Consider the following 22,920-nt stretch of genomic DNA (forward strand, 5'->3'; position numbering starts at 1 on the left):
CCACAGGAAACGGTGCCGCAGGCCGTACCTCCGCGGGAAGCGGGGTCGCAAGGCCGTGCCCCCGCGGGAAACGGTGTCCCAGGCCGCACCCCTGCGGGAAACGGTGCCGCAAGGCCGCGCCCCGCAGGAAACGGTGTCGCCGGGCCGCACCCCCGCAGGAAACGGTGCCGCAAGGCCGTGCTCCCCCCGGCTGGGGAGCACGGCCCCCGCCGTGTCCGGCCCGTCGTGTCCGGCCCGCCCTCCCCGGTCGTGCCTACCCGCCCTCCCCCGCCCACAGCCCCTCGTCCGTGAGGCCCAGCAGGTCGATCGCGTTCCGTCGCACGATCTGCTCCACCACGTCCGCGTCCAGGTGTCCCATCTGGGCCTCGCCGACCTCACGGGACTTGGGCCAGGTGGAGTCGGAGTGCGGATAGTCGGTCTCGTACAGGACGTTGCCCACCCCGATGTCGTCGAGGTTCCTGAGCCCGAAGGCGTCGTCGAAGAAGCAGCCGTAGACGTGCTCGGTGAAGAGTTCGGACGGCGGACGGTGGACCTTGTCGGCGACCCCGCCCCACCCTCGGTTCTCCTCCCACACGACGTCGGCGCGTTCGAGGATGTACGGGATCCAGCCGATCTGGCCCTCGGCGTACATGACCTTCAGGTTCGGGAAGCGCTCGAACTTTCCGCTCATCAGCCAGTCCACCATCGAGAAACAGCAGTTGGCGAAGGTGATGGTGGAGCCGACGGCGGGCGGCGCGTCGGCGGAGGTGGACGGCATCCGGCTGCTGGACCCGATGTGCATGGCGACGACCGTGCCGGTCTCGTCGCAGGCGGCGAGGAAGGGGTCCCAGGCGTCGGTGTGGACGGACGGCAGACCCAGGTGCGGGGGGATCTCGGAGAAGGCGACCGCCCGTACCCCGCGGGCGGCGTTGCGGCGCACCTCGGCCGCCGCCAGCTCCGGATCCCACAGCGGGATGAGGGTGAGCGGTATCAGGCGCCCCTCGGCGGCGGGACCGCACCACTCCTCCACCGTCCAGTCGTTGTAGGCCCGCACGCACAACAGGCCCAGATCGTGGTCCTTGGCCTCGGTGAAGGTCTGTCCGCAGAAGCGGGGGAAGGTGGGGAAACAGAGGGCGGACTGGACGTGGTTGACGTCCATGTCCGCGAGTCGCTGCGGCACGTCGTACGAACCGGGCCGCATCTGCTCGTAGGTGATGACCTCGAGCTTGATCTCGTCCCTGTCGTAGCCGACCGCGGTGTCGAGGCGGGTGAGGGGCCGGTGCAGGTCCTCGTACACCCACCAGTCGCCGATCGGTCCGTCGTCGCCCGGGTTGCCCATGACGGGTGCGAACTTGCCGCCGAGGAAGGTCATCTCCCTCAGCGGTGCCCGCAGAATGCGCGGGCCTCGGTCCTGGTACTTCGACGGGAGCCGGTCCCGCCAGACGTTGGGGGGCTCCACCGTGTGGTCGTCCACCGAGATGATCTTCGGGAAGGTCTCCATGTTCTGTACGGTAGCGCCGAACTGACGGTCCGTCAGCTACCTGGTCGGAGCCCGTACGATTGCGGGGAGCGCGTGTGGGCCCTGTGAGAGTCCGCGAGGCTCCGCAACGTGGCCTGTGATGGCTGTCTCCCACAGCTGACGCATCCGCCGTGAACAAGGCAAACTGGCGTCCTAGTACCAACGGTTCGGCAGGGGGACAGCGATGGACGGTGTGCCGCGAGTACCGGAGCAGGGGGGCCGCGCCAAATCGGCGGCGTTGCGCTTCGCTGTGCTCGGCCCGGTGCGCGCCTGGCGCGGGGAGGAACCCCTGCCCGCGGGGTCTCCGCAGCAACGAGCCCTGCTGGCGGTCCTGTTGCTGCGCGAGGGCCGGACGGCCACGGCCGGGGAGCTGATCGACGCCCTGTGGGGCGACGAGCCCCCGGCGCAGGCGCTGGCCACCGTCCGTACGTACGCGTCCCGGCTCAGGAAGACGCTGGGCCCGGAGATCCTGGTCAGCGAAGCGGGCGGCTACGCGATCCGGCTGTCCGGCGGCGGCGGAACGCTCGACGTCACCGTCGCCCAGGAACTCGCCTCCGACGCCGAGAAGGCCCGCGGCGCCGGTGACCTGTGCCACGCCCGCGATGTGCTGAGGCGGGCGCTGGACCTGTGGGAGGGGGAACCGCTGGCGAACATGCCGGGCCCCTCCGCGGACACCCAGCGCGCCCGCCTTGAGGAGTTCAGGCTCCAACTCCTCGAATCCTGCCTGGACATGGACCTGGAGCAGGGCTGCCACGCGGAGGCGGTGTCCGAGCTGACCGCGCTCACGGCGGCGCATCCGCTGCGGGAGCGGCTGCGCGAGCTGCTGATGCTCGCGCTGTACCGCAGCGGGCGGCAGGCCGAGGCCCTCGCCGTCTACGCCGACACCCGGCGCCTGCTCGCCGACGAGCTGGGCGTGGACCCGCGAGCGGGCCTGAAGGAACTCCAGCAGCGGATCCTCCAGGCGGACCCGGGCCTGGCCGAACCGTCCGCGCCGGCCGCCGAGCCCGCCACGGCACCGGTGCGCCCCCACCAACTTCCGGCCACGGTCACCGACTTCACCGGCCGGCTCTCCTTCGTGAACGAACTGAGCGACGTCCTCGCCGCCGCCTCCTCGGACACCGGCCGGGTCATGGCCGTCTCCGCGCTGGCGGGCATCGGGGGCGTGGGGAAGACCACGCTCGCCGTGCACGTGGCGCACCAGGCCCGCGCCGCCTTCCCCGACGGGCAGCTGTACGTCGACCTCCAGGGGGCCGGAGCGCGGTCGGCCGAGCCGCAGACGGTGCTCGGCGCGTTCCTGCGCGCCCTCGGGACGGCCGATTCGGCCATTCCGGACTCCCTGGAGGAGCGCTCGGCGCTGTACCGGTCGGTGCTGGACGGACGCAGGGTGCTGGTGCTGCTGGACAACGCCCGCGACGCTGCCCAGGTGCGTCCGCTGCTCCCCGGCACGGAGGGCTGCGCCGCGCTGGTCACCTCCCGGGTGCGGATGGTGGACCTGGCCGGCGCGCATCTGATCGACCTGGACGTGATGTCCCCGGAGGAGGCCCTCCAGCTCTTCACGAGGATCGTGGGCCGCGAGCGGGTCGAGTCGGAGCGCGAGGCCGCGCTCGACGTGGTGGCGGCCTGCGGGTTCCTGCCCCTGGCGATCCGCATCGCGGCCTCCCGGCTGTCCGCGCGCCGCACCTGGACGGTGTCCGTGCTGGCCGCCAAGCTCGGCGACGAACGCCGCCGCCTCGACGAACTCCAGGCGGGCGACCTCGCGGTGAAGGCGACCTTCGAGCTCGGCTACGGCCAGCTGGAGCCCGCCCAGGCCCGCGCCTTCCGCCTGCTGGGCCTGGCCGACGGCCCCGACATCTCCCTGGCGGCCGCCGCCGCGGTCATCGACCTGCCGGTCGAGGCCACCGAGGACCTCCTGGAGTCCCTGGTCGACACCTCGTTGCTGGAGTCGGCGGCTCCCGGCCGCTACCGCTACCACGACCTCGTACGCCTCTACGCGCGCGCATGTGCGGAGCGCGACGAGCAGCCGACCAGCCTGCGGGCCGGGGCGCTGTCCAGGCTGCTGGACTTCTACCTGGCCACCACGGCCGGGGTGTACGCGATCGACCGGCCCGGAGACCGGCTGGTCGACCACCTGGAGACCACCCAGTACCCCGGTCTCACCTTCGCGGACCGGCACCAGGCGCAGGACTGGCTGTACGCGGAGGCCGTCAGCACCCTGGCCTGCGTACGGCAGTCGACGGGTCCCGACACCCTGCCGCGCGCCGTCGACCTGCTGTGGGCGGCGTGCGACCTGGCCGAGTCCGGGGCCAACTCGAAGGAGTACGAGACCATCGCCGCCGCCGCGCGCTCCGCCGCGCGGGAGACCGGCGCCATCCGCGCCGAGGCACGGGCGCTGACGACGCTTGCCTTCGTGAACCACATCACCGGCCGCTTCGATCCGGCGGACCAGGCGGCGGCCCGCGCGCTCGAACTGGCCCTGGCCGCGGACGATCCGCTGACGAGCTGCTGGTCCTCCAACATCCTGGGCGTGATCGCGCTCTACCAGAACCGGCACGAGGACGGCGAGGCCCACCTGACGCGGGCCATCGAGAACTTCCGCGCGTGCGAGGACCGGCCAGGCGAGGCGAGCGCGCTGTGCAACCTCTCGCGGATCCACCTGGCCACCGGCCGCACCCAGAGCGCGGTCGCCCTGGCCCAGCAGGGCACGGACATGTACGACGACATGGACCACGCGCTGAAGGGTGCCAACGGCAGGTACGCCCTCGGGCTGGCGCTCACCGAGAGCGGCCGGCTCTCCGAGGCCGTGGACCGTCTGGAGGAGGCCCTTGAGGTGTTCCGGGACAGCCGCCAACGGCTGTGGGAGGGCATGACGTTGTTCCGCCTCGCGGAGGCCGACCTCGCCGCCCGCAAGCCCGCGCAGGCCGCCGCCAACGCCGAACTGGCCCTGACCGTGCTCCGCGGGATCGGCGGGGACTGGCGCCGCGCCAACGTCCTCACCGTGCTCGGCCGGGCCCTGAGCGGGATCGGGCAGAGCGGTCGCGCGCAGGTCTGCTGGCACGAGGCGCTGGACGTCTTCGAGTCGCTGGACGCCCCCGAGAGCTCCGAGGTACGGGCCCTGCTCAACCCGCTCGCCGTCGCCTGAGCCGAAGCGGACGGGCGTTCATCATTCGTTTATCGCCGCGCGTCACTCTCGTCTTGTCAATCCGTCGCGTCGGGGGGCAGACGGGATGGCGGTTGGCCGCACCTCTAGGGTGTACCGGCCCAGGAGTGCCCGCCCGGCGACCCTCGGGGGAGTCGCCGGGCGAGTCCTTCCCCGACATATCGCTAGTGCATCGAAAACTGCCAGGGGAGCCAGTCATGACTGACGAGAACAGCACCGAGAACGTCCACGCCACCGACGAGCCCGTCGACGGCACCGAGAACGTGCACGCCACCAGCGAGCCGCTCAAGCCGAAGAAGACCCCGATCGCTCCCGGTGAGGACACCGGCGAGGCGACCACGGACAACGTCCACGCCACGGGTGAGCCCGTCTAGTACGTAACACCGCACGGGGATCGGCCGCGACGGCGCGGAGGGGGAGCCGTCGCGGCCGTCGTGCGTTCTGTCCAAGGTGCGGGCGATTCCCGGCGGGAAGCGTTCGACCCCCTCGGACAAGCGCCCTCTCGCAGACGACAGAAGCACCGCCGCTACCGCTCCCCCAGCTCGCACCACACCGTCTTGCCCGCCGCCCCCTGGTCCACGCCCCACCGAAGCGCCACCGCGTCGAGCAGGGCCAGCCCCCGCCCCGACTCGTCGTCGCCCGCGGCTTGCAGGAGAACGGGAAGAGCGCGAGGGTCGGGATCGGTGACCTCGACCCGGGTACGGCCACCGCTGCGGGCAACCCTCACCCGGACGGGAGTGCCCTCGCCCACGTGCCGGATGACGTTGGCGACCAGCTCGGTGGCACAGAGCTGAACGTCCGCGCAGGGTGCGCCGAGGTGCTGACGCGCGGCCCGTCGCAAGTCCGGCACCGCCTTGGGGAAGGCGAGCAGCTCGACCTCAAGTTGCTCCGGTGCGTTCACTGTCCGGCCGCCGTCCGGAGCACGGCGGTGAGCCTGCGCGCGGCGCGGAGTTCGTCCACGCGGAGTTCCACGTCGTCGGCGGTGGGGGGATCGGCGGGTCGGGGGTCCTGCATGGGGTACGCCTCCGGTGCGTGCGTCCGTACGTTCCGTGATGATTCAGTCACACGCTGACGCGAAGTTGCGTACCGTGAAAGGGGTTTGGGTTGCGCACGGCAATCGGCAAATGGCGGTGATGAGTTATGCCCTCTCGCAAGGATCCCGACGCGTCGGCGAACGTTCCCTCCTTCTACGGCGCCGAGTTGCGCTACCAGCGGGAGCTTGCGGGCCTGACCCTCGAACAGCTGGCCGAGGGAAGCTTCCGTGGTGTCCCGTTCCTGAGCCAGATCGAGCGGGGGGAGCGGCGTATGCCGATGGATCTGGCCCGACACGTCGACGAGAAGCTCGGCACGGACGGCTTTTTCGAGCGCCGCTGTGAAGATGCGCGCAGGGCGAAGCAGTCGGGGCATGCGGAGTACTTCGCGGATGTCGCCGAGATGGAGCGGCATGCGGAGTCGGTTGAGGAATGGGCGCCGATGCTGGTGCCTGGGCTGCTGCAAACAGCGGCGTATGCGCGGGCGATCGTACGAGCGGCCATGCCACGGGCCTCGGACGAGGAGGTCGAGAAGAAGGTGAGTGCCCGGATGGCGCGGGCGGAACTCTTCGGCTCGGAGAACCCGCCGAGGTTCTGGGCGATCCTCGACGAATCGCTGATCCGTCGCCCGGCCCTCACGAACGAGCGGATGGCGGAGCTGCTGGAGCACATCGCGGAGCTGGTCAGGACCACGCGCTCCATTCTGCAGATCGTTCCGGAAACCGCCGCCGCCCATCCGTTCATGATGGGCATGACCAAGTTCATGACCTTCGCGGACGCCCCTCCGGTGATGTACGCCGAGAGTCTGCACAGCGGACAACTCATCGACTATCCGGCGCTCGTGAAGCAGTACCGGGAGTCGTACGATCTGCTCAGGGCCGCCGCACTGTCGCCTGAGGCGTCCCTCACCATGATCGAGGCAGCGGCAGAGGACTATCGAAATGGCAAGCCACGAGACTGACTTGAGCGCCGCGAAGTGGCGCAAGAGCAGCTACAGCAACGGCACCGGCGGTGATTGCGTCGAGGTAGCCCCCGGCGTCCCCGGAGTCATCCCCGTCCGCGACTCAAAGGTGCAGGACGGCCCCGTCCTGGTGATCCGAGCCACTGCCTGGGCAGCCTTCGTGTCCGACCTGCGGCGCTGACCGTCGGCTGGTCCACTCCCCACGGGAAGGCCGGAGCAGCGGAGCCTACCCAGACGTTCCGCCTGAACACCCTGCGTCACCGGAGATTCCTGCCGTATCGTGAGCATGGCACGGCCCCAGGAAAGGATCAGGATGACCGCACAGCACATCGAGCCCGGCGGACCCCTCATCCGGCGGCCCGAGCGAACTCCTGGCGCACTCCGCGTGGCCCTGGCCCAGGTCGCCCCCCATCGGCTGGCCGAGATGGAACGGCAGAAGGACGAGGCCATCACTCTCGCAGCTCGCACGGGCAGCCTCGGACCGATCACGCAGTTTCTCGAAACGTGGGCTGTAACGATCGAGATCGCCAGGATTCCGTCCGCAGCCGCCCGACTGCGGGCAGCGGAGTACACGGCGCAGACCCTCGGACCGGAAGACCCCGCATGGCGGGGCGCGATGGACGAAATCCGCACCCTTCACTCCTCCGCACAGGAGTCACTCACTCGTGAGTAACTGGCACGGGGAGTACGACCCCGACGAAACTCACGTCATCGGCGGTGACACCCCGGCAGCGCCCGCATTTGTCGCCGAAGTGGAGAAGCACGCCGACGAGATCGTGCGGGCCTCCGAGGCCCTACACCTCGACGGCACCAGGTACCAAGGCACAGGCGAAGGTGTGCAGACCGCGTATGTGCCTGGCGGGATGTTTCTGTACCTCACGATCGCCCGCCACGAGTGCGTGTACGTCCTTCAGGTCACCCCCTGGTCGGCCTGACCGCCAGAGTCTCATCGATCTCCTCGTCGCAGAGAACCGCGCCGCCCAGGCCAGGGAGGTCGAGCAGCCACACAGGGCGGCTCTGAAGGCTCACCCGCCCCGCTCACCGCCCCCGCAGCTCCCCCTTCACCACCTTCCCGCTCGCGTTCCGAGGCAGTTCCCTCACGAACTCCACACCGCGGGGCACCTTGTAGTTGGCCATCTCGCGTCGGGCCCAGGCGATCAGGTCGTCGCTCGTGACCACGGATCCGGGGCGCCGTACGACGTAGGCCCGGCCGACCTCGCCCAGGCGGCCGTCGGGTACGCCGACGACCGCGACGTCGGCCACGTCCGGGTGGAGGCCGAGGAGTTGCTCGATCTCGGCGGGATAGGCGTTGAAGCCGCCGACGATGAACATGTCCTTGATCCGGTCGGTGATACGGAGGTTGCCCGCCTCGTCGAGCACGCCGACATCCCCCGTACGCAGCCAGCCGTCCGCGTCGAGCACGGCGGTCGTGGCCGTCGGGTCCTCGAAGTAGCCCCGCATGACGTTGAATCCGCGGACGAGGACCTCGCCGGGGGTGCCGGGCGCGAGGGACTCCCCCACCGGGCCCACCACCCGTACCTCCGTGCCGGGGATCGCCCGGCCCGACGTCGAGGCGATCACGGCCGGGGCGTCCCCGCGGCGGCACATCGTGACGATTCCGCTGGCCTCGGAGAGCCCGTACGCCGTGAGTACCGTCTCGATCTTCAGCTCGGACCTGAGGCGTTCGACGAGCCGGAGGGGGACCACGGCGGCGCCGGTCACCACCAGGCGCAGCGCCGAGAGGTCGTGGGCGTCCCGGGAGGGGTGGTCGAGGAGCGACTGGTGGAGGGTCGGCGGGCCCGGAAGGACCGAGATCCGTTCCGCGGCGATGTTCGCCAGGACCGTGTCCACGTCGAACACCGGTTGCGGGACCATCGTCGCGCCGCGCATCAGGCAGGCCACGATGCCCGCCTTGTAGCCGAAGGTGTGGAAGAAGGGGTTCACGATCAGGTAGCGGTCGCTCTCGCGCAGCCCGGCCAGTTCGCTCCAGATCGCGTAGCCGCGCAGGGTCTGCGCGTGGGTGATCACCGCGCCCTTGGGGCGGCCCGTGGTGCCGGAGGTGAAGACGATGTCGGAGGGGGAGGATCCGTCGAGGCCGGCCTCCCGTTCCCGGATCCGCGCCGTTCCCACGCCCTCCCCTCCCGCCAGGAAGTCCTTCCAGGTACGGAAGTCGGCGGGGGCGTCGTCCGAGAGGACGACCACCTCCTCCAGGTGCGGGAGGCCCGGGAGCGGGCCCGCGCCGTCGCCCTCCCCCGCGGCCCGCCGCAGCGAGGCCACGTACGAGGTGCCCAGGAAGGTGCCGGTGACGAAGAGCAGCCTGGCCCGGCTGCGGTTCAGGACGTACGCCGCCTCCGTCCCCTTGAAGCGCGTGTTCAGCGGGACCAGGACCGCGCCCGCGGACACCGCTCCCAGGGCGCAGACGATCCAGTCCAGGGTGTTCGGGGCCCAGACGGCCACCCGGTCGCCGGGCCGGACGCCGCGCGCGAGACAGGCCGCCGCGGCGCGTTCGACGCGGGCGCCCAACTCCTCGTACGACACACGGGTACGACCCCCGACGACCGCCTCGGCACCGGCGTACCGCTCGGCCGCCGACCGGACCAGCCCCGGGATGCTGCCCCACCGAAGGTCTCCGCGCATCTCACGCCTCCCCGTAGCCGGGACTCAGTAGCTGACTGACCGTCAGATTAGCTGTAGCCTGACGCCCTGTCAGCAGTCGGGACTCCGTGCGGAGGTGCGCGCACATGGCAAGGACCGCGACAAGAGCGGCGGCCGGAACGGCGAGGAAGCCCGCGACGAGAGCCCCGAGAGGGATGCCGGGGAACGGGATCAAGGACGCCACGGCCGTCGTCGGGATCGGCCAGACCGCCTTCGCCAAGCAACTACCCGAGGCCGAGAAGGCCTTGGCCTGTCGGGCGATCCTCGCCGCGCTCGACGACGCCGGGATCGCGCCCGCCGAGGTCGACGGACTCGCCTCCTACACCATGGAGGAGACCGACGAGGTGGAGGTGGCGAAGGCCGCCGGCTTCGGCGACCTCACCTTCTTCAGCAAGGTGGGCTACGGGGGCGGCGGTTCGTGCGCCACCGTCGCGCATCTCGCCGCCGCGATCGCCACCGGGCAGGCCACGGTCGGTGTCGCCTGGCGGTCCCGGAAGCGGGGCAGCGGCCCCCGGCCCTGGAAGAACACGACAGCCCAACTCCCCACCCCCGCCCAGTGGACCCGCCCCTTCGGGCTCCTCAGACCCGCCGACGAGATCGGCATGCTGGCGCGCCGCTACATGCACGAGTACGGCGCGACCCGCGACCACCTCTTCAACGTCGCCCTCGCCTGCCGCAACCGGGCCAACCAGAACCCGGCCGCGATCATGTACGAGCGCCCTCTCACCCGCGAGATGTACATGACCTCCCGCTGGATCAGTGAGCCGCTCTGCCTCTTCGACAACTGCCTTGAGACGGACGGGGCGTTGGCCTGCGTCATCGTCTCCGCCGAGCGGGCCCGCGACTGCCGGCAACGCCCCGTGTACGTCCACTCCGCCGCCCAGGGCCTGCCCGCCCAGCACCACGGAATGGTCAACTACTGGAACGACGACCCCCTCACCGGCCCCGCCTGGACCGCCGCCCGGCACCTGTGGAAACACGCCGACTTCACCCCGGAGGACGTGGACGTCGCGCAGATCTACGACGCGTTCACGCCTCTCATACCGCTCTCCCTGGAGGGCTACGGCTTCTGCGGCAAGGGCGAGGGCGCCGCCTTCACCGAGGGGGGCGCCCTGGAGATCGGCGGCCGGCTGCCCCTGAACACCGGCGGCGGCGGCCTCTCCGAGGCGTACGTGCACGGCTTCAACCTCATCAACGAAGGGGTGAAGCAGTTGCGCGGCACGAGCACCGCCCAGGTGCCGGGCGCCGCCACCTGTCTGGTCACGGCCGGCGAAGGGGTGCCGACCTCCGCCCTCCTGCTGAGGAGTTGACCATGAGCGACGACCACGCCGCCCTGCTCTCCCCCGTCCCCGACGACGACGGCGCCCCCTTCTGGCAGTACGCCGCCCGGGGCGAACTCCGCGTCCAGGCCTGCGCCGGCTGCGGCGAACTCCGCTTCCCGCCCCGCCCCTGCTGCCCGCACTGCCACTCCTTCGCGAGCGAGTGGCGGCTGATGAGCGGGCGCGGGCGCATCTGGTCCTACGTCGTCCCGCATCCGCCGCTCCTTCCCGCCTACGCCGCGCAGGCCCCGTACAACGCGATCGTGGTGGAGCTCGCGGAGGCGCCGCGGATCCGGCTGGTGGGGAACCTGGTGAGCGGGCCCGGCGCGCCGCTCGACTCCGTCGCGCCGGAACGGATCCGGATCGGCGCGCGGGTGCAGGCCGTCTACACCGAGCCCGCCGGAGAGCCCGCGCCCCTCTCCGTGCCCCAGTGGATCCTGGAGCGGTCATGAGCGGCAACGGTCTGCGCGTCACCACCGACAAGGACACCGGCGTCGCCGTCCTCACCCTCGACCGGCCGCAGAAGCTCAACGCCATCGACCTCACGCTCGCCGCCGAACTCGCCGCCGCCTGGCGGGAGTTCCGGTTCGACGACTCCGTGCGAGCCCTCGTGCTCACCGGGGCGGGGGAACGGGCCTTCTGTACCGGGGTCGACCGGGGCGTCGACGTTCCGCAGCCCAACTCGCCCTACATGGTGGACGATCCGCTCATCTCCATCGGGCCGAAGGCCAACGACCTGTGGAAGCCGGTCGTCGTGGCCGTCAACGGCATGGCCTGCGGAGGCGCGTTCTATCTGCTCGGGGAGTCGGAGTTCGTCGTCGCGGACGAGACGGCCACCTTCTTCGATCCGCACACCACGTACGGGATGGTCAGCGCGTTCGAGTCCATCTACCTCGCGCAGCGGATGCCGTACGGGGAGGTGGCACGGATGGCGTTGATGGGGACCGCCGAGCGGGTTTCCGCGCGGCGGGCGTACGAGGTGGGGCTGGTGTCGCAACTCACCATGCCCGGTGAGGCGTTGGCCGCGGCCGTCGAGTGTGCCTCGGTCATCGCCTCGTATCCGGCCGAGGCGGTGCAGGGTACCGTCCGTGCGCTGTGGTCCGCCCAGGAGGCCGTCCGCGCCCAGGCCCTCGCCCACGCGCCCTACCTGATCTCCCTCGGCAACCTCCCCACCGCCCACCAGGCAGCCCTGTTCGCCACCCGAACCCGATCCCACCGAACCCGCTGAGCCCTTTTTTCGCCCCCTCCGCCCCTACCCGTCCCGTACTCGGGGGCTCCGCCCCCGAACCCCCGCTCCTCAAACGCCGGAGGGGCTGAAATTTTCCCCGGACGGCGCTAGAAATCTTTCAGCCCGTCCGGCGTTTGAGGACGAGCGCGTCAGCGCGATGCGGGGGTCTGGGGGCGGCAGCCCCCAGGAACGGGACGGGAAGGGGCGGAGGGGGCGAGAACCGCTCAGACCGTCCGGGCCGTGCCCGTCCCCTTCTCCGCGTCCAGCGCGTACACGCAGCGGTCCTTGCTGCACGCGTACACGACCCCGTCCTTGACGACGGGAGCCCCGGTGATCTCACCACCGGTGGCAAGCTTCCACCGCAACCGCCCGTCGTCCGCCTTCAACGTGTAGAGCAGATGATCGGTGGACCCGAAGTGGATCCGCCCCTCGGCGACGGCGGGCGCGCCGACGAGATCGCCGCCCGCCTGGAAGCGCCACTTGGGCGTGCCGGTGACCGCGTCGAGGGTGTAGAGCCCCTTGCCGCTGCCGACATGGACGTGACCGGCCGCGACGAGCACGGGCTCGATCGAGGCCCGCGACTCGGTGGCGATCCGCCAGCGGTCACGGCCGTCGGTGGCGTCGAGGGCGTACACGGTACCGAGGTAGTCGGCGAGATAGACCCCGCCGCCGGTGACGGCGGGCCCCGGCACGAAGGCCGGCGGACAGAGGAAGACCGCAGGGGCCTCGAAGTGCCAGCGGACCCGGCCGTTCGCGACGTCGACGGCGAGCACCCGGGTGCCGGCGGAGACGTACACGAACCCGTCGGCCCCCTGGCTGATCCGCACCGGCACACCCCCGCAGGAGGCGGCGTCACCGATCGGATAGGACCAGCGCTCCTCGCCGGTCCTGGCCTCCAGAGCACGCAGCCGAGCGTCCTGCCAGACGTACACGGTGCCGTCGTGGACGGCGGGCCCGGCCTCCGGGGACTCGAAGTCGGTCTGGGTGCCGGTGATCTCCCACAGCTTGTGGCCGTTGGCGGCCTCCCAGGCCTGTACGCCGCCGCCGCGCGTGGCGGTGACGACGGTGCCGCGGTCGGCCTTCAGGGAGTACACCCAGGCGTCCGTGGACAGCCGCCACAGGTCACCGCCCTCCCGGGCGTCGAGCGCGAAGAGGGTGGGGCCGTCGGAGGCGTGGATACGGCCGTCCGCCACCGACATGGACCAGGCGACGTCGCGCGTCTTGAAGCGGCGCCGGCCGGTCGCGACGTCCAGGGCGTGCACCTCGAAGGAGGTGACGTAGACGAGGTCGTCGGCGACGGCGGGCGTACCCCAGACGTCGTTCGACATGCGGAAGCGCCACGGCCGCCAGCCCGCGGGGGAGTCCGGCGCGGGGGGCGCGACGACGGGCGCGGAGTCGGCGCCGTTCACGCCGGGGCGCGGCCGGGACCAGGAAGCGGCGAGGCCGGCCTCCGGAGGGGGCGCCTTGACGGCGGCGGCACGGGCGTCGGCGACCCGCGGACCGGGGCCGATGGGCACCTGGCCGCCGGCGAGCCGGACGGGCCCGGTGTCGGGCGCCCCGACGGCCACCGGCGCGTGCGCGGGCGGCGGCGGGATGGCACCGCGCCCCCCGCTGCGGCCTCCGGACGGCGACGGTTTCGCGGGCGGGCGTCCGCCGCGGCGCGCCTCGATCAGGCTCACCGCTCGCTCGGGCAGCCACGCCGACGCCGTACCGCTGTCGTCGGATCCGGAGCCGAAGAGGTGCGGCGCGAGCTGGGCCTGGAGGTCGGCGGGGTTGGGGCGGCCCGCGGCCTCCATCTGCATGCACGACTCGATGAGGGGACGCAGCTCGGCGGGCAGGCCTTCGAGGTCCGGACCCTCCCTGAGCAGCATGAAGACCGTCTCCACGGGGTTGGCGCCGTGGAAGGGGGCGTGGCCGGTGGCGGCGAAGACGAGCATCGAACCGAGCGAGAAGACGTCGCTCGCGCCGGTCACGCTGCGCGAGTCCTTCGCCTGCTCGGGCGACATGTACGCGGGGGTGCCGACGGCGACGTTCGTCATGGTCAGCCTGGTGTTGGAGACACCGGAGGCGATACCGAAGTCGATCACCCGGGGGCCGTCCTCGACGACGAGGACGTTCGAGGGCTTGAGGTCGCGGTGGACGAGACCCGCCCCGTGGATGGACTGGAGCGCCTCGGCGACACCGGCAGCCAGCCAGCGCACCGCCTGGGCGGGCATCGGCCCGCACTCATTCACTATTTCTTCCAGCGAGGGAGCGGGAACGTACGCGGTGGCCAGCCACGGCACGGCCGCGCGCGCGTCGGCGTCGACCACGGCCGCCGTGTAGAAGCCGGACACGGCTCGGGCCGCCTCGACCTCGCGCGAGAAACGGACCCGGAACAACTGGTCCTCGGCGAGCTCCGTCCTGACCGTCTTGATCGCCACCCGCCGGCCGGAAGCCGAGCGCGCGAGATAGACCAGCCCCATGCCGCCGGCACCCAGCCGCCCCAGCACCTCGAACGGCCCGATCCGACGCGGATCGTGCTGCGTCAGCTGATCCACCACTTGCCTGCCACCTCCCCGTACGAGCCACGTCATCCACGTGTGAACGCGGCCCCGTGCAGCGTCTCACCACCGCACCGCCATGGCGGCACGCACCCCGATTCTTCCTGTCCGAGGCGATGGTTGCGAACCCGGGGGCGGATCGGGGTGTCTTGGGGCAAAATGACAGCACCTTGGGGGGTACGGGTGCGTGCGGGCCGCCCGACACCGCCGAGCGTCCGACTCGGGACCGCTGAACCGTCCGGCTCGGGACCGCCGAACCGTCCGGCTCAGGACCGGCTCAGGACCGCTGGAGCACGGCGAACGACGCGCCCTGGTTGTCCGTGACCACCGCCACCCGCCCGTACGAGGCGTCGAAGGGCGCCGCCTGGACACGGCCGCCGAGCCGGCTCACCGTACCCAGTACGGCGTCACAGTCCTCGACACCGAAGTGCACGAGGAAGTGGGGCGGCATCTCGGCCGGGAAGACGTCGGAGACGGGAGCGCGGCCGAAGTCCGGAGAGGCGTCGGGGCCGAAGAGCGCCTCCCGGAAGAGCGTGCCGTAGAACTGGTCGACGGCCGCCGTGTCCCGGGCGTACAACTCCGCCCAGGAGAAGGTGCCCGGCTCGTACCGCCTGCTGAAACCCGGGTGCCCGCCCGCCTGCCAGAGGCCGAGGACGGCGCCCTCCGGGTCGGCGGCGAGGGCGGCCGTACCGAGGTCGCCCACCGGCGTCGGCGCGGTGATCACCTGGCCGCCCCCGTCCCCGATCCGGCCGGCGAGCGCACGGGCGTCCGGCGTCGCGAAGTACACGGTCCACACGGTGGGCATCCGGCCGTCCCGCTTGGGCACGAGGGCGGCCACGGGTTTGCCGTCCCGTCGCGCCCACACGGCGCCCCCGCCCGCGGGATCCCCGGCCGCCGCGGCCCGGGAACCGTCCGGGCCTCCGGAGCCGTAGCCCTCCTCGAAGGTCCACCCGAAGAGCTCGCCGTAGAAGCGCCTGCCCGCCGCTACGTCGGGGAGCTGTGCGTCGACCCAGCAGGGGACGCCTTCGGGGAAGGCGGCGGGGCCCGCGGGCAAGGGGGCGGATTCGGCCATGCGGCCAAGCTAACGGCCTCGCGGGTATCCCGCAGGGCATGCGCACCCCTTTGTGAACAGGCACGTCGACCGTTGTGAACGGGCGCGTCAGCCGCCGTGAACCCCTGTGACAGACAGCCGCACCCCATTTGCAGTCGGCCGAATCGCGCTCCGATCACCCCTCGGTAAGCTGACGGCATGACAGGACAAGTGCGTACCGTCGACGGCCGCGTGGCCGGGCGGCGTGGGCAGGCGACCCGGCAGAAGCTGCTCGACTGCCTCAGCGAGATGCTCAGCTCCTCGCCCTACCGGGACGTCAAAGTCATTGATGTCGCCCGGAAGGCGGGCACTTCACCCGCGACCTTCTACCAGTACTTTCCGGACGTCGAAGGCGCCGTCCTGGAGATCGCCGAGCAAATGGCCACGGAGGGCGCCGGGTTGACCCAGTTGCTCGACGGCCGTTCCTGGGTCGGCAAGGCCGGATGGCAGACCGCGCAGGAACTCGTCGACGGGTTCCTGGAGTTCTGGCGGCGGAACGACGCGATCCTCAGGGTCGTCGATCTGGGCGCCGCCGAGGGCGACAAACGGTTCTACAAGATCCGTATGAAGATCCTGAACTCCGTGAACAACTCCCTTACGGACACGGTCACCGAGCTCCAGTCCAAGGGCAAGGTCGACAAGGACGTGAACCCGGCTGCGATGGCCGGATCACTCGTCGCCATGCTCGCCGCGGTGGCCTCGCACCAACGGGGATTCCAGTCCTGGGGCGTCAAGCAGGCTGAACTCAAGCCAAATCTCGCCCTGTTGGTGCACCTGGGAGTCACCGGCAAGAAGCCCACCAAGTAGCCCAGCGGGTACCCCCTTCCCATTCCTGTCATGCGGGCGGCAGTCCACCGATGCGGACTGCCGCCCGCTGCGCTGCGCGAGCGGGACGGACGGGCAGGCGGGCGCGCAGGCGGGCGCGCAGGTAGGGAGCAGGGAAGCGGACTCAGCGCCGCACGATCCGGAACAGCCGGATCTCCCGGTCGATCCGCTCCTGATAGGTGACGTACGGCGGCCAGAACGCGACCGCCGCCTTCCACACGGCGGCCCGCTCGTCCCCCGCCAGGAGACGCGCGGTCACGGCGATGTCCTCGCCCCTCCAGTTGATCCGGGCCTCCGGATGCGCGAGGAGGTTGGCCGTCCAGGCGGGGTGGTCCGCGCGGCCGAAGTTGGAACCGACGAGGATCCAGCTCTCCGGCCCCGCGGCACCCGTGCCACCCGTGGGGGCATTGGCACCCGTCGGGTCCTTGGCACCCATGAGGGCCGTCTCGGGCATACACGCCAACGGTGTACGCCGCTCAAGTCCGCTCCTGGCGCCGCGCACGGTGAGGATGATTCCTGGCAGCATCCGCGCGCTGAGCAGCACCTTGCCGCGCGTCAGCCGGTGCACCGCACGGTCCAGTGCGGGAATGACGTGCGGGGCGACCCGCGCGAACACCCGCGTCGAGGAGACCTTCTGCACGAGCCGCACCCCGGGAACCCGGCCGCCACCCCTGTCCCCCACCTTGGCTCTGGCCATCAGACAGCCACCTCCGCACGGTTCCCGCCGCCACGGCCGCTTCCACCATCGGCACCGCGATCGAACAGGTGCGCCAAATCGGCCGCGTATCCCCGCAACCGGTGCACCGGCCCGAACAGCAGCTCGTCACCGGCCGCCCGCTTGAAGTACAGGTGGGCCTCGTGTTCCCAGGTGAACCCGATGCCGCCGTGCAGCTGGATCCCCTCGGACGCGGCGGTCCGCAGCGCCTCCAGGGCCTGGGCGAGCGCGAGCCCACCCACCCGCTCACCGCCGGCATCGGCACCGGCACCGGCCGCCCACGCCGCGTAATAGGCCGCCGACCGCGCCGCCTGCACCGCCACGTACACATCCGCCAGCCGGTGCTTCACCGCCTGGAACGAGCCGATGGCCCGTCCGAACTGCTCCCGCTGCCGCACGTACTCGACCGTCCGCTCCAGCACCCGGTCCGCGGCGCCCACCGCCTCGGCGGCGAGTACGGCGGCGGCGACGTCACCCGTACCGGCGAGCGCTCCGCTCACATCCGCGTCCTCGTCCCCGAGCAACTCGGCTTCCACGTCCCGCAGTTCGATCCGGGCCTGGGGCCGCGTCCCGTCGAGAGCCGTCTGCCGGACCCGCACGAGCCCGCCGCCGCTCTCCACCCGCGCCCGTACCGCGGCCCCAGCCTCAGCCCCTACGCCGGCCCCTGGCTCAAGCCGGACGGCATCCCACTCCCGCGCCCGTACGAGGAACAGCAGCGTCCGTGTCCGCACGAAGCCCCCCGTGTGCGCCGCCACCACGAGCAGTCCCGCGCTGTGTCCGTCGAGCACCTGGGCCGCCTGCCCGTAGAGGCGCCAGCCGCCGTCGGCCCGGCGTGCCTGGACGCCGCCCGAGCGGCCACCCCCTGACCAGTCCCCGCGGTTGTCGCCGACCAGCCCGAGCGCCGTCGCGAGCCTCGCGCCGGGCACGGCGAGGGCGGCGGTCAGTTCGCCGGAGGCGAGGAGCGGCAGCAGCTCCGCACGCTGGGCCCCGGTGCCCAGTGCGAGGATCAGCGGGGCCGCGAGGACGGCCGTGGACAGGAGCGGCGAGGGGGCCAGGGCGCGCCCCGACTCCTCGCAGGCGAGGGCGAGTTCGGTGACGGAGCAGCCGACGCCGCCGTACGCCTCGGGAAGGGCGAGTCCGGGCAGTCCGAGCTGCTGGGCGAGCGCGTCCCAGAGCGCGGGGTCGTACCCGGCGGGGCTTCGCACGGCGGCCCGCACCTCCTCCGGCCCGCACCGCTTGACCAGCAACTCCCTCAGCGTGCGCCGGATCTCCTCCTGCTCGGCGGTGAAACGGGCGTCCATGGCGGCCTCCTCCCCAGATCTGACGGGCCGTCATATTAGGCCCGCGCCCCGGGAATGCACAGGCCCACGACGCCCTCCCCCGCCCACCACTACCTGATGTACCGTCAGATTTATGACGCCAGGAACTCCCAGGACTTCCGGTAAGCGCGGGGTGGCCGTCGTCGGCGTGGCCCTCTCCGACTGCGGGCGCGTCGACGAGGCGACCCCGTACGCCCTGCACGCCCAGGCAGCGCGCCGCGCGCTGGCCGACTCGGGGCTCGGCCGGGAGGTGATCGACGGTTTCGCGTCGGCGGGCCTCGGCACGCTGGCGCCGGTCGAGGTGGCCGAGTACCTGGGACTGCGGCCCACCTGGGTCGACTCGACCTCCGTCGGCGGCTCCACCTGGGAGGTCATGGCGGCGCACGCGGCCGACGCGATCGCGGCCGGCCACGCCAACGCCGTCCTGCTGGTCTACGGTTCCACCGCCCGCGCCGACATCAGGGCGGGCCGCCGCACCGGCGACCTGTCCTTCGGCGCCCGGGGCCCGCTCCAGTTCGAGGCCCCGTACGGCCACACGCTCGTCGCCAAGTACGCGATGGCCGCCCGCCGCCACATGCACGAGTACGGCACCACCCCGGAACAGCTCGCCTCCGTCGCCGTCCAGGCCCGCGCGAACGCGGCGGCGAACCCGGAGGCGATGTTCCGCGACCCGGTCACCGTCGACGACGTCCTGTCGGGCCCGATGATCGCTGACCCCTTCACCAAGCTGCACTGCTGCATCCGCTCGGACGGCGGCGCGGCGGTCCTGCTGGCGGCCGAGGAGTACGTACGGGACTGCCGTACCGTCCCCATCCGGGTGCTCGGCACCGGTGAGCACGTCTCGCACACCACCATGTCCGAGTGGGCGGACTTCACCGTCTCCCCGGCGGCGGTGAGCGGCCGCCTCGCCTTCTCCCGCGCCGGGGTCCGCCCGGAGGAGATCGACCTCGCCGAGATCTACGACGCCTTCACCTACATGACGCTCGTGACCCTGGAGGATCTCGGCTTCTGCGCGAAGGGGGAGGGCGGTCCGTTCGTGGACGCCGGGAAGGGCCGGCTGCTGGTGGGCGGGGAGCTGCCCGTCAACACGGACGGCGGCGGACTGTCGGCCCAACACCCCGGCATGCGGGGCCTGTTCCTGCTGGTGGAAGCCGTACGGCAGCTGCGCGGCGAGGCCGGCGACCGCCAGGTGACGAAGGCGGGCGGACGCCTTCCCGAGCTGGCTGTCGCCTCCGGGACGGGCGGGTGGTTCTGCTCCTCGGGGACGGTGGTGCTGGGACGCGGGTGAGCCTCCCCCGACCCCCCGCAACCCCAACACCATTTCCGCGTACGGCACTTCACTCGCATGTCGGACAGCACCCGGGGTACGCGGGAGACCCGTGGGCAAGCGGGGAAGCGAGCGGAGAGGGGCCGACTCATGGCACGGCGGGGACCAGCACCGGCGACATCCGAACGCGGCGAAGGCGCCGAAGGCCGTGAACGCGTAGAGGGGCGTGAACGCGTCGAGGGCCACGAACTCGGTGAACTCGAACCCGGCACCAGGCAGCGCACGCAACTGCGGTTCCGTCTCACGGACATCGCGTGGACCGCGCTCTGCACGGTCCTGCTGCTCTGGACGGTCGCCGGCGTCGTCGGCGCCGCACGGGGCACGACCGGGTGGGCGTACAGCATCGTGGCGTGCGTGCTGCTGGTCGTCACGGTGGCTCTGCGCGTCATGACGTTCCGGCGCAGGAACACGGGCGTCAGCCTCACGGATGCCAGGGACACGGATGTCAGGGACACGGGCGTCAGGGACACGGATGCGAGGGGCCGCTGACCATGGAGAGAATCAACGTCTTTCTGAGCAGGCACCTCTGGCTCCAGATCGCCCTGTCCGTCCTCGGCGCCAGTGCGCTGGTCATGCTGCTTTATCCCGGTGACTCGGCGCTGTCGGTGCTCCTGGGCGTCGCGCTCACTTCGATCGGCGGGGTGTTCGTCGTGTTCCTCGTCCGGCGCAAGGAGAGGCGGGCGGCGGGTGGATCCACGGACGGGCTCGTCTCGCTGGACGCGAAGCTCCGCAAGGACGAGGTCCCCACGGACCCGCAGGAGCGGGACGCCATGCGCGCCCTGGTCGGGCAGCGGCTGCACCGCACCCGGCACCGGGTCGCCGCGCTGGTCTTCCTCGCCCTGCTCTTCTGCTCCGTCACCGCGGCCACGGCCATGACGGCGGGCACTCGGCAGACGGTCGGCTTCTCGGTGCTGACCGTGGTCTTCCTCGCCTGGGCCATCGGCAACAGCAGGCTCCAGCACCGACGGCTGCGCCGCATGGACAAGGCCCTGAGCGCCTCAACCCGCCGAGAGGACGAGGCAGTTCGGCGCTGACAGGTTCGGCGTCGACCGGTTCGGACGTACCGCCCTCACCGGCGTCGGCTTCATCGCCGGTGCCGGTGCCGGTGTCCGGTTCCGGTCGCCCGCGAAGACGAACAGGCGCAGCACCAGGAAGCGTCCGATTCCGGCGAGCCCGGAGGCGCCGAGGTAGACGGCCTGTTCGGTCAGCGTCCTGGGCGACGACTGCGCGAGGTGCAGGGCGAACATCGCGGCGGAGGTCACCGCGTACGCGCCCGCCGCCGATCCCGCCGACTGCCAGTGCTGGCGCCATCCGGCCCGCCGCCCGGCCCCGAAGGTGAAGCGCGCGTGCAACTCCGTGCACAGGAGTGTGGAGGCGACGGTGACCAGCGCGTTCGCCAGCGCCCAGGGCAGCGCCCCGGCGAGTTCCGCCACGGCGGCACTGGAGAGGAGACCGACGCCGCCACCACAGAGCACGAAGCGGGCGAAGGAGGCGAGCGGGCCGGGTGCCACCGGCGTCTCCGGCCCCGCCGACGTCACGGACCTCGCGGGCGTCACCGGCGTCACCGGCGTCACCGGCGTCACCGGCGCGAACTCCCGTACGGAGTAAGCCGTTTCCGCATACGCAGTCACCGCACACGCCGTTTCCGGCTTCGACGAGAGCAGCGACTTCATGGGAGGGGTTTCCTTCCGGGCGGGGCCGTGAACCTCTGGGACCAACTGGGTTCAACAATGTCGTCGCCCGCGCGTCGGCACGAGGAGGTGCACTACCCAACTCATGGTGTGGCTAGCCCTACCCTCGGCCGGGGGTCGCTACCGAAACGCCGTCACCCGGAATACGGAACGGTGCCGGGCACGCTGAGGCGGACATCCACTGTTCGCGCAGTACGTCCGCACACGTCCGCAACACGGAGGAGACCACCATGGCCCTGACCCGCGAAGAGCGCGAAGCCTTCCTCGCCGAACCGCACATCGCCGCGATCGCGGTCGACGCCGGGGAGGGAAGGGCCCCGCTCACCGTGCCGATCTGGTACCAGTACGAGTCCGACGGCACCGTGTGGATCATGACTGAGCGGGACTCGCGGAAGAACGTACTGATCAGCGCGGCCGGCAGGTACTCCCTGATGGTCGACCGGCTCGAACCCACCATCCGGTACGTGTCGGTCGAGGGGCCGGTGCTCGACACCACGCCCGCCACCCGCGAACAGCTCCAGGAGATCTCGGCCCGCTACCTTCCGGCCGACAAGGTCGACGGCTACGTCGACTCCGCCTGGAAGGAGCACGGCGTCTACGTGATCGTCCGCATGCGCCCCGAGCGCTGGGTGTCGTCCGACCTCGGCACGGTGTAGTCCTCACCCCTCAACGATCCGAACCCGTCTCGGCAGTGCCGTCCGAGGCGGGTTCCGGCTTTGTGTGGAGGATCGCGCGGGCCTGGTCCGCGGCGCGGGCGGTGCTCTCGCCGACGAAGTCGAGGAAGCGGGCGATGTTCTCCAGACGGGCGCCGGCCGGAGTGCCCGCGCCAAGGGTGCCGACGCCCTGCCGTGCGGTTTCCACTATCTGGGTGATGGACCGGGCGCTGGCCATCATCGACTGGTACCAGACGTCGTCGTCGACGACGTAGCGCTCGCGGCGGCGTTCGTCCCGTTCCCGACGGATGAGGCCCTGGCTCTCGAGGAACGCGACCGCTTTGGAGATGGACGCCGGGCTGACCTGGAGGCGCTGGACCAGTTCGGCCGCGGTGAGGCTGCCCGTGTCGGACGTACAGAGGCAGGCCTGCACCCGGGCCATCATCTTGGGCATGCCCGACTGCATGAAGACGGTCGTGAGCGTCTCCACGTACTCGCGCACGGCCTCCGGGTCGCGTCCGTGGTCCTGCGGGGTCGCCTCCGCCCCCCGGGGCGCGGCCTGACCGCGGCGGTGGGCGCGGTGTTCGGTGGCGCGGTGGGCGAGGTCGGCGCGGTAGCCGGTGGGACCGCCGTTGCGCATCACCTCACGCGTGACCGTCGAGGTCGGACGGTCGAGCTGTCGGGCGATCTCCGCGTACGCGAGGCCGTCGGCCAGCCCCAGCGCGATCTGCTGACGTTCCTGCTGAGTGAGCCTGCCGCCCGGCATCGCGATCTCCTTCGTACTCCTCGGATGCCCTCACCATAGCGTTCACTTCCATTCCATTGCAACGCACTGATGTCAGTGTTGCGTTAACTCTCAGCACGATTGCAACGATTTAACAGCTCTCACCTGCCCTGATGCGCATCCA

The 22,920-nt window shown here is 71.4% G+C and carries 23 protein-coding genes; 14 read left to right on the forward strand and 9 right to left on the reverse strand.

Annotated features, from left to right (window positions below; all coding sequences use genetic code 11):
* Nucleotides 1-253 precede the first annotated feature (253 nt).
* Nucleotides 254-1,480 (reverse strand): amidohydrolase family protein, encoded by a 1,227-nt coding sequence (locus ACIP79_RS21150; protein ID WP_401225439.1) that lies wholly within the window; start codon nt 1,478-1,480, stop codon nt 254-256.
* Nucleotides 1,481-1,682: 202 nt separating this feature from the next.
* Here ACIP79_RS21150 and ACIP79_RS21155 point away from each other — a divergent pair, with 202 nt between their 5' ends.
* Together ACIP79_RS21155 and ACIP79_RS21160 are read left to right on the forward strand one after the other, a co-directional pair.
* A complete protein-coding gene (locus ACIP79_RS21155) occupies nt 1,683-4,637 on the forward strand; it encodes a BTAD domain-containing putative transcriptional regulator (protein ID WP_401225442.1) in 2,955 nt (984 codons plus the stop codon).
* A 215-nt stretch (nt 4,638-4,852) separates the two neighbouring features.
* Entirely contained in the window at nt 4,853-5,029 is a 177-nt protein-coding gene (locus ACIP79_RS21160; protein WP_383678164.1) for a hypothetical protein, read from the forward strand.
* 152 nt (nt 5,030-5,181) lie between these two features.
* On the opposite strand, the gene ACIP79_RS21165 is transcribed toward ACIP79_RS21160, so the two are convergent.
* Nucleotides 5,182-5,556, reverse strand: coding sequence for an ATP-binding protein (locus ACIP79_RS21165; protein ID WP_401225444.1), 375 nt, complete (start codon nt 5,554-5,556; stop codon nt 5,182-5,184).
* Between the two features lie 239 nt (nt 5,557-5,795).
* On the opposite strand from ACIP79_RS21165, the gene ACIP79_RS21170 reads away from it, so the two are divergent.
* The 4 genes from ACIP79_RS21170 to ACIP79_RS21185 all read left to right on the forward strand — a co-directional run bounded on the left by ACIP79_RS21170 (nt 5,796) and on the right by ACIP79_RS21185 (nt 7,582).
* Entirely contained in the window at nt 5,796-6,647 is an 852-nt protein-coding gene (locus ACIP79_RS21170; protein WP_401225446.1) for a helix-turn-helix domain-containing protein, read from the forward strand.
* A complete protein-coding gene (locus ACIP79_RS21175; RefSeq protein WP_401225449.1) occupies nt 6,628-6,828 on the forward strand; it encodes a DUF397 domain-containing protein in 201 nt (66 codons plus the stop codon). Before ACIP79_RS21170 ends, ACIP79_RS21175 begins: the two co-directional genes overlap by 20 nt.
* Nucleotides 6,829-6,960: 132 nt before the next feature.
* Complete coding sequence (locus ACIP79_RS21180) at nt 6,961-7,320, forward strand: hypothetical protein (RefSeq protein WP_401225451.1); 360 nt, start codon at nt 6,961-6,963, stop codon at nt 7,318-7,320.
* Nucleotides 7,313-7,582 (forward strand): hypothetical protein, encoded by a 270-nt coding sequence (locus ACIP79_RS21185; protein ID WP_401225453.1) that lies wholly within the window; start codon nt 7,313-7,315, stop codon nt 7,580-7,582. Before ACIP79_RS21180 ends, ACIP79_RS21185 begins: the two co-directional genes overlap by 8 nt.
* Before the next feature lie 103 nt (nt 7,583-7,685).
* Here the strand turns inward: ACIP79_RS21185 and ACIP79_RS21190 are convergent, their stop codons facing one another.
* Nucleotides 7,686-9,284: a FadD3 family acyl-CoA ligase gene (locus tag ACIP79_RS21190; RefSeq protein WP_401225455.1), complete on the reverse strand. Its 1,599-nt coding sequence runs from the start codon at nt 9,282-9,284 to the stop codon at nt 7,686-7,688.
* A 173-nt stretch (nt 9,285-9,457) separates the two neighbouring features.
* On the opposite strand from ACIP79_RS21190, the gene ACIP79_RS21195 reads away from it, so the two are divergent.
* Genes ACIP79_RS21195 through ACIP79_RS21205 form a run of 3 tightly spaced genes read left to right on the forward strand, consistent with a single transcriptional unit; the run spans nt 9,458 to nt 11,849 of the window.
* The gene (locus tag ACIP79_RS21195; RefSeq protein WP_401225458.1) at nt 9,458-10,612 is read left to right on the forward strand and encodes a lipid-transfer protein; all 1,155 of its coding nucleotides are present in this window, start codon (nt 9,458-9,460) and stop codon (nt 10,610-10,612) included.
* Between the two features lie 2 nt (nt 10,613-10,614).
* The gene (locus ACIP79_RS21200; protein ID WP_401225461.1) at nt 10,615-11,073 is read left to right on the forward strand and encodes a Zn-ribbon domain-containing OB-fold protein; all 459 of its coding nucleotides are present in this window, start codon (nt 10,615-10,617) and stop codon (nt 11,071-11,073) included.
* Nucleotides 11,070-11,849, forward strand: coding sequence for an enoyl-CoA hydratase/isomerase family protein (locus ACIP79_RS21205; RefSeq protein WP_401225463.1), 780 nt, complete (start codon nt 11,070-11,072; stop codon nt 11,847-11,849). The genes ACIP79_RS21200 and ACIP79_RS21205 overlap by 4 nt, the downstream gene beginning before the upstream one ends.
* A gap of 224 nt (nt 11,850-12,073) precedes the next feature.
* On the opposite strand, the gene ACIP79_RS21210 is transcribed toward ACIP79_RS21205, so the two are convergent.
* Nucleotides 12,074-14,392, reverse strand: a complete 2,319-nt coding sequence (locus ACIP79_RS21210) for a PQQ-binding-like beta-propeller repeat protein (RefSeq protein WP_401225465.1) — start codon at nt 14,390-14,392, stop codon at nt 12,074-12,076.
* Nucleotides 14,393-14,669: 277 nt separating this feature from the next.
* Complete coding sequence (locus ACIP79_RS21215) at nt 14,670-15,464, reverse strand: VOC family protein (RefSeq protein ID WP_401225467.1); 795 nt, start codon at nt 15,462-15,464, stop codon at nt 14,670-14,672.
* A gap of 189 nt (nt 15,465-15,653) precedes the next feature.
* Here ACIP79_RS21215 and ACIP79_RS21220 point away from each other — a divergent pair, with 189 nt between their 5' ends.
* Nucleotides 15,654-16,289, forward strand: coding sequence for a TetR family transcriptional regulator (locus ACIP79_RS21220; RefSeq protein ID WP_383678203.1), 636 nt, complete (start codon nt 15,654-15,656; stop codon nt 16,287-16,289).
* A gap of 142 nt (nt 16,290-16,431) precedes the next feature.
* Here the strand turns inward: ACIP79_RS21220 and ACIP79_RS21225 are convergent, their stop codons facing one another.
* Both ACIP79_RS21225 and ACIP79_RS21230 read right to left on the reverse strand, forming a co-directional pair.
* Nucleotides 16,432-17,004: a nitroreductase/quinone reductase family protein gene (locus ACIP79_RS21225; RefSeq protein ID WP_401225469.1), complete on the reverse strand. Its 573-nt coding sequence runs from the start codon at nt 17,002-17,004 to the stop codon at nt 16,432-16,434.
* On the reverse strand, nt 17,004-18,323 hold the full coding sequence (locus tag ACIP79_RS21230; RefSeq protein ID WP_401225471.1) for an acyl-CoA dehydrogenase family protein: 1,320 nt from the start codon (nt 18,321-18,323) through the stop codon (nt 17,004-17,006). Before ACIP79_RS21230 ends, ACIP79_RS21225 begins: the two co-directional genes overlap by 1 nt.
* A 112-nt stretch (nt 18,324-18,435) precedes the next feature.
* Here ACIP79_RS21230 and ACIP79_RS21235 point away from each other — a divergent pair, with 112 nt between their 5' ends.
* The 3 genes from ACIP79_RS21235 (at nt 18,436) to ACIP79_RS21245 (ending at nt 20,702) form a co-directional block, all read left to right on the forward strand.
* Nucleotides 18,436-19,629, forward strand: coding sequence for a thiolase C-terminal domain-containing protein (locus ACIP79_RS21235; RefSeq protein ID WP_401225474.1), 1,194 nt, complete (start codon nt 18,436-18,438; stop codon nt 19,627-19,629).
* A 129-nt stretch (nt 19,630-19,758) separates the two neighbouring features.
* Nucleotides 19,759-20,157: a hypothetical protein gene (locus tag ACIP79_RS21240; RefSeq protein ID WP_401225476.1), complete on the forward strand. Its 399-nt coding sequence runs from the start codon at nt 19,759-19,761 to the stop codon at nt 20,155-20,157.
* 2 nt (nt 20,158-20,159) lie between these two features.
* Nucleotides 20,160-20,702 (forward strand): hypothetical protein, encoded by a 543-nt coding sequence (locus tag ACIP79_RS21245; protein WP_401225478.1) that lies wholly within the window; start codon nt 20,160-20,162, stop codon nt 20,700-20,702.
* Here ACIP79_RS21245 and ACIP79_RS21250 read toward each other — a convergent pair.
* On the reverse strand, nt 20,667-21,206 hold the full coding sequence (locus ACIP79_RS21250; RefSeq protein ID WP_401225659.1) for a GtrA family protein: 540 nt from the start codon (nt 21,204-21,206) through the stop codon (nt 20,667-20,669). The two genes, ACIP79_RS21245 and ACIP79_RS21250, sit on opposite strands and share 36 nt — an antisense overlap.
* A 383-nt stretch (nt 21,207-21,589) precedes the next feature.
* Between ACIP79_RS21250 and ACIP79_RS21255 the strand changes: the two genes are divergently transcribed.
* Nucleotides 21,590-22,015 carry a pyridoxamine 5'-phosphate oxidase family protein gene (locus ACIP79_RS21255; protein WP_383678138.1) on the forward strand — a complete coding sequence of 142 codons (426 nt, stop codon included), beginning with the start codon at nt 21,590-21,592 and terminating at the stop codon, nt 22,013-22,015.
* Between the two features lie 10 nt (nt 22,016-22,025).
* On the opposite strand, the gene ACIP79_RS21260 is transcribed toward ACIP79_RS21255, so the two are convergent.
* On the reverse strand, nt 22,026-22,778 hold the full coding sequence (locus tag ACIP79_RS21260) for a helix-turn-helix domain-containing protein (protein WP_401225480.1): 753 nt from the start codon (nt 22,776-22,778) through the stop codon (nt 22,026-22,028).
* Between the last annotated feature and the right edge of the window lie 142 nt (nt 22,779-22,920).

Source organism: Streptomyces sp. NPDC088747 (assembly GCF_044751025.1).
In the GTDB taxonomy this organism is placed as follows: Bacteria; Actinomycetota; Actinomycetes; order Streptomycetales; family Streptomycetaceae; genus Streptomyces.

Coding starts and splice junctions, on each gene's coding strand:
- ACIP79_RS21175 (WP_401225449.1), top strand. CDS start 6,628: ATGGCAAGCCACGAGACTGACTTGAGCGCCGCGAAGTGGCGCAAGAGC.
- ACIP79_RS21150 (WP_401225439.1), bottom strand. CDS start 1,480: ATGGAGACCTTCCCGAAGATCATCTCGGTGGACGACCACACGGTGGAG.
- ACIP79_RS21260 (WP_401225480.1), bottom strand. CDS start 22,778: ATGCCGGGCGGCAGGCTCACTCAGCAGGAACGTCAGCAGATCGCGCTG.
- ACIP79_RS21205 (WP_401225463.1), top strand. CDS start 11,070: ATGAGCGGCAACGGTCTGCGCGTCACCACCGACAAGGACACCGGCGTC.
- ACIP79_RS21200 (WP_401225461.1), top strand. CDS start 10,615: ATGAGCGACGACCACGCCGCCCTGCTCTCCCCCGTCCCCGACGACGAC.
- ACIP79_RS21240 (WP_401225476.1), top strand. CDS start 19,759: ATGGCACGGCGGGGACCAGCACCGGCGACATCCGAACGCGGCGAAGGC.
- ACIP79_RS21230 (WP_401225471.1), bottom strand. CDS start 18,323: ATGGACGCCCGTTTCACCGCCGAGCAGGAGGAGATCCGGCGCACGCTG.
- ACIP79_RS21225 (WP_401225469.1), bottom strand. CDS start 17,004: ATGGCCAGAGCCAAGGTGGGGGACAGGGGTGGCGGCCGGGTTCCCGGG.
- ACIP79_RS21160 (WP_383678164.1), top strand. CDS start 4,853: ATGACTGACGAGAACAGCACCGAGAACGTCCACGCCACCGACGAGCCC.
- ACIP79_RS21170 (WP_401225446.1), top strand. CDS start 5,796: ATGCCCTCTCGCAAGGATCCCGACGCGTCGGCGAACGTTCCCTCCTTC.
- ACIP79_RS21235 (WP_401225474.1), top strand. CDS start 18,436: ATGACGCCAGGAACTCCCAGGACTTCCGGTAAGCGCGGGGTGGCCGTC.
- ACIP79_RS21155 (WP_401225442.1), top strand. CDS start 1,683: ATGGACGGTGTGCCGCGAGTACCGGAGCAGGGGGGCCGCGCCAAATCG.
- ACIP79_RS21180 (WP_401225451.1), top strand. CDS start 6,961: ATGACCGCACAGCACATCGAGCCCGGCGGACCCCTCATCCGGCGGCCC.
- ACIP79_RS21190 (WP_401225455.1), bottom strand. CDS start 9,284: ATGCGCGGAGACCTTCGGTGGGGCAGCATCCCGGGGCTGGTCCGGTCG.
- ACIP79_RS21215 (WP_401225467.1), bottom strand. CDS start 15,464: ATGGCCGAATCCGCCCCCTTGCCCGCGGGCCCCGCCGCCTTCCCCGAA.
- ACIP79_RS21255 (WP_383678138.1), top strand. CDS start 21,590: ATGGCCCTGACCCGCGAAGAGCGCGAAGCCTTCCTCGCCGAACCGCAC.
- ACIP79_RS21245 (WP_401225478.1), top strand. CDS start 20,160: ATGGAGAGAATCAACGTCTTTCTGAGCAGGCACCTCTGGCTCCAGATC.
- ACIP79_RS21195 (WP_401225458.1), top strand. CDS start 9,458: ATGCCGGGGAACGGGATCAAGGACGCCACGGCCGTCGTCGGGATCGGC.